Annotated in this window: 7 protein-coding genes; 5 read left to right on the top strand and 2 right to left on the bottom strand. The window is 65.5% G+C overall.

Going from position 1 to position 8,273, the window contains the following annotated elements; genetic code table 11:
• The coding region (locus H3O04_RS31835) for a DUF6402 family protein (RefSeq protein WP_337249678.1) at positions 1-997 on the top strand (997 nt) is incomplete at its 5' end.
• A gap of 551 nt (positions 998-1,548) precedes the next feature.
• Here the strand turns inward: H3O04_RS31835 and H3O04_RS31830 are convergent.
• Complete coding sequence (locus tag H3O04_RS31830) at positions 1,549-3,108, bottom strand: methyl-accepting chemotaxis protein (protein ID WP_006478764.1); 1,560 nt, start codon at positions 3,106-3,108, stop codon at positions 1,549-1,551.
• Positions 3,109-3,338: 230 nt separating this feature from the next.
• On the opposite strand from H3O04_RS31830, the gene H3O04_RS31825 reads away from it, so the two are divergent.
• Positions 3,339-4,853, top strand: a complete 1,515-nt coding sequence (locus H3O04_RS31825) for an MDR family MFS transporter (protein WP_034175259.1) — start codon at positions 3,339-3,341, stop codon at positions 4,851-4,853.
• Between the two features lie 64 nt (positions 4,854-4,917).
• Here the strand turns inward: H3O04_RS31825 and H3O04_RS31820 are convergent, their stop codons facing one another.
• Complete coding sequence (locus H3O04_RS31820; RefSeq protein ID WP_202589203.1) at positions 4,918-5,916, bottom strand: quinone oxidoreductase family protein; 999 nt, start codon at positions 5,914-5,916, stop codon at positions 4,918-4,920.
• A gap of 131 nt (positions 5,917-6,047) precedes the next feature.
• Here H3O04_RS31820 and H3O04_RS31815 point away from each other — a divergent pair, with 131 nt between their 5' ends.
• The 3 genes from H3O04_RS31815 to H3O04_RS31805 form a co-directional block, all read left to right on the top strand.
• Complete coding sequence (locus tag H3O04_RS31815; protein WP_043887355.1) at positions 6,048-6,920, top strand: LysR family transcriptional regulator; 873 nt, start codon at positions 6,048-6,050, stop codon at positions 6,918-6,920.
• Positions 6,921-7,009: 89 nt separating this feature from the next.
• Positions 7,010-7,570: a GNAT family N-acetyltransferase gene (locus tag H3O04_RS31810; protein ID WP_202589202.1), complete on the top strand. Its 561-nt coding sequence runs from the start codon at positions 7,010-7,012 to the stop codon at positions 7,568-7,570.
• A 9-nt stretch (positions 7,571-7,579) separates the two neighbouring features.
• Positions 7,580-8,273, top strand: a 694-nt coding sequence (locus H3O04_RS31805; protein WP_202589201.1) for a MerR family transcriptional regulator, incomplete at its 3' end; no start/stop codon positions are given.

The following is an 8,273-nucleotide window of genomic DNA, read 5'->3' as shown; positions in this document are numbered from 1 at the left end:
GCCACAAACCGATCAGGCAAGAACCAAAGGACTGCCGACGCAGGCGGAATCGGAGGTCTGCGAAAACCCGCCGCCTTTCGATCTCCAGGACGTGCCGATTGCGATGGACAATCTGGGCTGGAAGGTTTCGGCTAGGCTCGCGCGAATCTGGTTTGCGGGCGCGGCGCATACCTACAATGACGATCCAACGTCAGCTCAGCCGATGAATAACGATGACGTTACGCTTGACTGGGTGTTGAAATTCGGAAATGTCAGAAAAAAATACGAGAAACTTCTTGAGAATGATATCTACAGCGAACGCTCCATACGCACAGCAACAGATATCACGAAGTCATTTGTCAAGGAGCTATTTTTTTACAGAAACTCCGCATTCACTTTTAACACCACCTCGCTCACAGGAAATTTTCATGAATTTCACAACAAATGGCAATTTCAACTGTCCAAAATAGGAAATTTTGACACCCTTGAAAATCTTTCCCCAACAGATCTCACAGGGGCATTGGCCAATTTCAACATTTACGTAGCCATCGGGAATGTTGAAATTTCCAGCGAAAAATATTTCAAATATGAAAAATCAAGCACATTTTATTGCCTGAATGGCACGGGAAAAATTACGCACATCTATGTTTACGTGAAAGACAACTACTCATTCAACGGAAAACAATATCTAGGTCACTGGAACACGCACGGAGTGATCATCGCTACAGGGGTGCTTCTCACCGGCTCAAGATCGCCAAAGCGAGAATTCGACATTGATATTTGGTCAAAAAATATCAACAAACCAGTCGACACCCGAAGAAGCAAGTTCGGAAAATTCAGAAGGCCCGACGTTTACTTTCCGATCTACAACGCGGACTACATCCGCTGGCGAGAGAGGCATCACAGAGGCAGAGATTTCATGATATATTCACGCCCAGTCTATTTAAAGCCAAAGAAACCAATCGATCTTGATCTTGGTGAGATATGCCGAATAGAGCCATCAGATACATTGGCCTAGCCATTGCCATTTATATATGCACAGGCTTAATCATTCATTTCAATCGCCCCATCTACGGACGATGTGACTTCTATGATCGCCCGGAGACATTGGATGGCGGCATAAAGAACATGAATGGCGTTTGGTACCAATTCAAACTGTGCGGCACCGGCGGGAACGATCAGGACGCGACCAATGACAACATCGAGCTAAGAGTTTTCAGTGAGGAGGGCGAGCTTCTTGCGAGGCGATATTTCTCCGTCAATTGGTATCACGGAGACAGCTTTCATCCACCCCTGAATTACGAGGGCAATCGGATTCGCTATATCGACTTGACTGATGAATCGAATTACCAAAAATATCTAATGATCCCCCCCTCCAGGTGGGATTGGCTTCGCGCCAGATTGCCTTTGTTTTAACCCCAAGCCTTTGATTTATAAGAAACAAAGCCCTGCTAGCGGGGCCTTGTTCTTCAAAAAAACTGCTCGCGCGAATCAACGACGAGAGCATCGACCGACCCGTGAAACAGGTCGCATCAACCGACAGATTCGCAGCGAATCATCCCGCCCCGCTCAAACGACCCGAAACGCCCCCACTGCCCGACGCAACCCATCCGCCTGTTCCTCCAGCGACGCGGCAGCAGCAGCAGCCTGCTCGACGAGTGCCGCGTTCTGCTGCGACACCTGATCCATCTGCGACACCGCGCGGTTCACCTGCTCGATCCCGTCGCGCTGCTCGCTCGACGCGGCCGCGATCTCCGTCATGATGCCCGTCACGCGCCCGATCGCCTGCTGGATGTCCTGCATCGTCGTGCCGGCCATGCCGACGAGCCGCGAGCCGGTCGCGACACGTTCGACCGATTCGCCGATCAGCGTGCGGATTTCCTTCGCCGCGGACGCCGAGCGCTGTGCCAGCGTGCGCACCTCGCCCGCGACCACCGCGAACCCGCGGCCCTGCTCGCCCGCGCGCGCGGCTTCGACCGCCGCATTCAGCGCGAGGATGTTGGTCTGGAACGCGATGCCTTCAATCGTGCCGATGATGTCGGCGACCTTCTGCGAGCTCTGGTCGATTTCGTTCATCGTGCCGATCACCTCGCCCACGACCGTCGCGCCGCGCGTCGCGATCTCGCTCGCGCTGTCCGCGCAGGCCTGCGCCTCGAGCGCGTGGTCCGCGTTCTGCTTCACGGTCGCCGTCAGTTGCTCCATGCTCGCGGCCGTCTCCTGCAGCGCCGACGCCTGTTCCTCGGTGCGCTGCGACAGGTCGGTGTTGCCGGCCGCGATCTGGTGCGTCGCCGTCGAAATCGCTTCGGAGCCCTGGCTCACCTGGCGCACCGTATCCGCGAGGCTGCGCTGCATGCCCGTCACGCCCTTGACCAGTTCGGCCATCTCGTCGCGCGACGACCAGCGCACTTCCGACGTGAGGTCGCCGTCCGACAGCCGGCGGAAATGCGACAGCAGGCGATTCACCGGTTGCGTGATCGCGAAATGCAGGCCGATCGCGCAGCCGAGGCACGCGGCCAGCCCGAATGCGATGCCCGCGATCGCGCCCATGCGCATCCAGCCGTAATAGGTCTGCGCGGTGTCGTACACGTCCTTGCCGCGCGCGGCCTGGTACGCATCGAGCGCGTCGGTCGCCTGCGTGAGCGCGACCGACAGCGGCGGCGCGACGGTCATCAGCAAGCGGTCGGCTTCGTCGCGCCGCCCTTCGCGGATCGCATCGATCATCGGCTTCAGCGCCTGCCCGATCAGCGCCTGGCGCGCGGCATCGAGGCGGCTCGCGAGCGGGCCCTCGTCGCCGTCGTGCGGCATCGCCGCGTAGTTGCGCCATGCCGTGTCGGCCTTCGCGAGATAGCCCTCGGCCTTCTTCACGAGCTCGGGCACCTCCGGCGCTTCCGGATGCAGCAGCGCACGGTCGAGCGTGGTGCGCACGATCGTCAGGTTCAGGCTCGCCGCGGACAGCGCGGTCTTCGCGGCCAGTTGCCGCGTATAGGCCTCGTCGAGGGCGCGGTTGGAACTCTGCATGCCGGCGAGGCCGATCAGCCCCGACACGACGAGCAGCACGGCGACGAGGCCGAGCGTGGAGAAGATCCGCGTACGGATGGAGAAACGGGAAAACAGGGCGTTCAGGTTCATGACGGCACGTGAGCGGTGAAAAGAGCCGCGGCAATCGGTCCGCGGCCCTCTCTATTACGGTTTGCCTGCAAGAAACTTGAGTTCGTCCCCGCTTTCCGGCTGATCGTGGTCAATTTTTCCGGCGGCAATCTCCCGTTACGACTGCAACATATCGAGTCTGGGCAGAAATTGACTAGTCAATCATTCATGGCTATATTTCGACCCAATTCCCTGCCATGGCAGATATCTCGATGACCACCGACACCCTCCTCACTCCGCCGGCCGCCGACGCGGCCCGCCGCGACGCGCCGACCGGGCTGATCGTCGCCGCGCTACTGCTCGTCATGCTGCTGTCCGCGCTCGACCAGACGATCGTGTCGACCGCGCTGCCGACGATCGTCGGCGAACTCGGCGGGCTCGACCAGTTGTCGTGGGTCGTCACCGCGTACCTGCTGTCGTCCACCATCGTGCTGCCGCTGTACGGCAAGCTCGGCGACCTGTACGGCCGCAAGATCGTGCTGCAGGCGGCGATCGTGCTGTTCCTCGCCGGCTCCGCGCTGTGCGGCGTCGCGCAGGACATGACGCAGCTGATCGTGCTGCGCGCGCTGCAGGGGCTCGGCGGCGGCGGCCTGATGGTCGTCACGATGGCCGCGATCGGCGATCTGGTGCCGCCCGATCGCCGGGCGCGCTACCAGGGGATGTTCGGCGGCGTCTACGGCCTCGCGACGATCGTCGGACCGCTGCTCGGCGGCTTCCTGGTCGAACACCTGTCGTGGCGCTGGATCTTCACGATCAACCTGCCGCTCGGCCTGCTCGCGCTCGCGGTGATCGGCATGGCGTTCCGGCCGCATACCGCGCACGTGAAGCACCGGATCGACTACATGGGCGCCGCGTTCCTCGCGACCGCCCTCACCTGCGTGATCCTGTTCACGAGCGAAGGCGGCTCGCTGCTGCCGTGGACGTCGCCCCAGCTTTGGATGACGCTCGTGCTCGGCCTCGTCGCGATCGGCGGCTTCATTTACGAAGAACGCCTCGCGGCCGAACCGATCATGCCGCTCGAGCTGTTCCGCCACCGCACCTTCGTGCTGGTCAGCCTGATCGGTTTCGTGGTCGGCATCGCGCTGTTCGGCTCGGTCACATTCATCCCGCTCTACCTGCAGGTCGTGAAGGGCTCGACGCCGTCGCAGGCCGGCATGCAGCTGCTGCCGATGATGGGCGGGATGCTCGTCACGTCGATCGTCAGCGGGCGGCTGATCTCGCGGCTCGGCTCGTACCGAATGTTCCCGATCGCGGGGACGCTGACCGGCGGCGTCGCGATGGCGCTGCTGTCGACGCTGACGCTCGACACGCCGCTGCACACGATGTACGCGTACATGGCGCTGCTCGGGATCGGCCTCGGCATGGTGATGCCCGTGCTGACGCTCGCCGTGCAGAACACGGTCGAATTCCGGCACATGGGGGTGGCGACGTCGGGCGCGACGCTGTTCCGCTCGATCGGCGGCTCGCTCGGCGTCGCCGCGTTCGGCGCGCTGTTCTCGCACGGGCTGCAGTCGCGGATGACGCATGCGCTGCCGGCCGGCACGGAATTGCCGCCCGCGCTCGGCCCGGCCGCCGTGCATCAGTTGCCGGATGCCGTGCGCGACGCGTACCTGCATGCGTTCGCCGGGTCGCTGCACGTCGTGTATCTGTCGGCCGCGGCGGTCATCGCGATCGCGTTCGTGCTCGCGTGGTTCGTCGAGGATGCGCCACTGCGCAAGCACCCCTGAGCGAGCGGCGGCTCGCGACACGACCGTCGGATCGAGCCGCGTCGCGAGTCGCCCGCTCCCGCCGTCACGCCAGCAGCACGACACCGCCCGTCGTCGCGCGCGACTCCAGCAACCGGTGCGCGTCGGCCGCCTGTTCGAGCGGCAGCCGCGCGCCGATCTCGACGTGCATGCCGCCCGCCAGCCGGTCGAGCGTCGCACGCGCGGCGTCCCGATATGCATCGACGTCGCGCGCGATGAAACCGAGCACGCTCGGCCGCGCAAGCGCGATCGAACGGGCCGGACCCAACTCGTCGAGATCGAACGTCTGCCGCGCGCCGATCGCCGCCACCTGCCCGATGCTCGCGACCATACCGAACGGACGAACCGCCCCGAGCGTACGGGTCAGCACGTCGCCGCCGATTCCGTCGATCGCGTAGTCGACGCCCGCCCCGCCGCCGAACGCCCGCGCGGCTGCAACGAAATCCTCCTCGCGATAATCGACCACCGCTTCGGCGCCGTGCGCGCGCACGAGCGCGGCTTTCGCCGCCGATCCGACCGTGCCGATCACCCGCGCGCCGAGCGCACGCGCCCACTGCGTCGCGAGCAGCCCGACGCCGCCGGCCGCCGCGTGCACGAGCACCGTATCGCCGGCGCCGACCTGCCGCACGCGATGCATCAGCATGTAAACGGTGATCCCCTTCAGCAGCCCGGCGGCGGCGGCTTCGTCGCTCAGCCCGTCGGGAACCGGCAGCACGCGCTCGGCCGGCACCGTGCGCAGGCTCGCATAGCTGCCGGTCGGCAGGCCGGCATACGCGACACGCTGACCGGGGACGAGCTCCGTCACGCCCGGCCCGACCGCGTCGATCACGCCGGTCGCCTCGACGCCGAGCGCGTCCGGCAGCGCGGGCAACGCGTGCGCGCCCGTCCTGAAATAGATGTCGACGAAATTCACGCCGATCGCGGTCTGGCGAATCCGCACTTCGCCGGCCCCGGGTAACCCGACGGGCGCATCGACGCGGCGCAGCACGCCGGCGTCGCCGTAACGGTCGAGGCCGATCCGGATGGCGTTGGCAGTTTGGGTCATGACGTTCCTCGCTATCGAATGAAGTGACACGATGATCCCATCGTGCATAATCGAACGGAATTCACGCTTAATGCCCATCTACTGTGCAAAATTCGACCGATCGCGATTCTGCCAGTGCCCCCGCGCTGCCGATGAGCTGGGACGACATCCGCTACTTTCTGGCGGTGATGCGCGGCGGCAGCCTGTCGGCCGCCGCGCGAGCGTTGCAGGTTCAGCATTCGACGGTCGCGCGGCGCATCGACGCGCTGGAATCGGCGCTGGGAATCCGGCTGTTCGACCGGCTGCCGCGCGGCTGGCCGCCGACCGACGAAGGGCTGCACCTCGCCGAGCACGCCGCGCGCCTCGAAGCCGACGCGCATGCGTTCGCGCGCGCCGCGCAAGGGGCGGCCGCGCTCGACGGCGTGGTGCGCGTATCGGCGTCGCCGGTGTTCGCCAGCCATTTCCTCGCGCCGCGCCTGGCCCGTGCACAGCGCGCGTGGCCGGCGCTGCGGATCGACCTGATGGGCGAGATGCATGCGGCCAACCTGTATGCGCGCGAAGCCGACCTCGCGGTGCGGCTGTCGCGGCCGAGCGAACCGGGGCTCGCCGCGCGCCGGCTCGGCACGATGCGCTTCGCGCTGTGCGCGGCACCGGAATGGGCGGACGCGCCGCCCGACACCTGGCCGTTCGTCGGCTACGACGACGCGCTCGCGCAAACGCCGCAGCAGCAATGGCTCGAACGCGTCGCGGCCGGGCGCCGTTTTGCGTTCATCGCCAACGACCTCGCCGCGCAGCATCGCGCGTGCGCAGCCGGGGCCGGCGTCGCGCTGCTGCCGCGGTTTCTCGTCGACGATCCGGCCGCGCACGCCGGCGCCCCGCTCGTCGAACTGACGGCCGCGCCGCGTTGCGACATCGAGCGCGAAATCTGGCTCGTCGTTCATCCGGACGTGCGCCGGTCGCCGCGCGTGCAGCGCGTCGCCGACGCGATCGCCGATGCGGTTCATGCGGCGGACGGCCGGCTGTAAGCCGCCGCAACCGTCGAAATCGCCAACGGCTTTGCCACGCGCGTCGGCGGCCGGCATAGTAGCGTTTTGACTTCGCCCGCCCTGCCGCCATGTCTACCGCTCTCACCTGCGTCGTGCGCGACGCGACCGACGCCGACCTCGATGCGATCCACGCGATCTATGCACACCACGTTCACCACAGCGTCGCGTCGTTCGAGGAAACGCCGCCCGATGTCGCCGAACTGCGCGCCCGCCGCGACGCGGTGCTCGACCACGGGCTGCCGTATCTCGTCGCCGAATGCGACGGCCGCGTGGCCGGCTACGCGTACGCGACGCCCTACCGCACCCGCAGTGCGTACCGCTTCGCGATCGAGGATTCGATCTACATCGACGACGCGCAGCGCGGCCGCGGCATCGGCCGCGCGCTGCTCGAGGCGCTGATCGCGCGCTGCGAAGGCGGCCCGTGGCGGCAGATGATCGCGGTGATCGCCGACGGCGGCACCGGCGGCTCGACGTCGCTGCATCGTGCATTCGGCTTCGAACCGGCCGGCCTGCTGAAAGCGGTCGGCTTCAAGCACGGCCGCTGGATCGACACGGCGCTGCTGCAGCGCCCGCTCGGCGACGGCGCGAACACGCGCCCCGCCTCGCCCGAGCCTGCCGCCGCGCGCTAGAATGGCCGCATGTCAAAACAGACTCATTCCACGCCCGACGAGGCCACGCCGGATTCACGCAACGAGTACACGGTCGACGAACTCGCGCGGGTGTCCGACACCACCGTGCGCAACGTCCGCGCGTACCAGGACCGCGGGCTGCTGGCGCCGCCGGAGAAACGCGGGCGCGTCGGCATCTACGACGACACGCACGTCGCGCGCCTGAAGCTGATCAACCATCTGCTCGCGCGCGGCTACACGCTGTCGAACATCCAGGACCTGATCAAGGCGATTGACGAAGGCCACGATCTGCGCTCGATCCTCGGCCTCGAAAACGCGATCGGCGGCCGCTGGTCGCACGAGCTGCCGAAAACCTATTCGCTCGCGCAACTCGCGCAGATGTTCGGCCCGCAAGCGACCACGCAACTGTCGCGCGTGACCGAACTCGGGCTGCTCGAACGGCGCGGCCTGTCGTTCGTCGCGAAAAGCCCCGCGCTGCTCGAGGCGGCGGCCGCGATGACGAAGGAAGGGATTCCGCCGCGCGAGCTGCTCGACGTGATCAGCCTCGCGCGGCCGCATTTCGACGCGATCGCGCGGCTGCTCGTCGATCTCGTCGTGAAGCGGCTCGACCGCTACGACGCCGGCACGCTGCCGCCGGCCACCGACGTGCCCGAACTGGTCGACGCGATCTGGCGGCTGCGCCCGCTCGCGGCCGTGTTCGTCG

The organism is Burkholderia sp. KCJ3K979 (genome assembly GCF_016759955.1).
GTDB classification, from domain to species: domain Bacteria; phylum Pseudomonadota; class Gammaproteobacteria; order Burkholderiales; family Burkholderiaceae; genus Burkholderia; species Burkholderia orbicola.
This window is presented reverse-complemented; position numbering and strand designations above follow the sequence as displayed.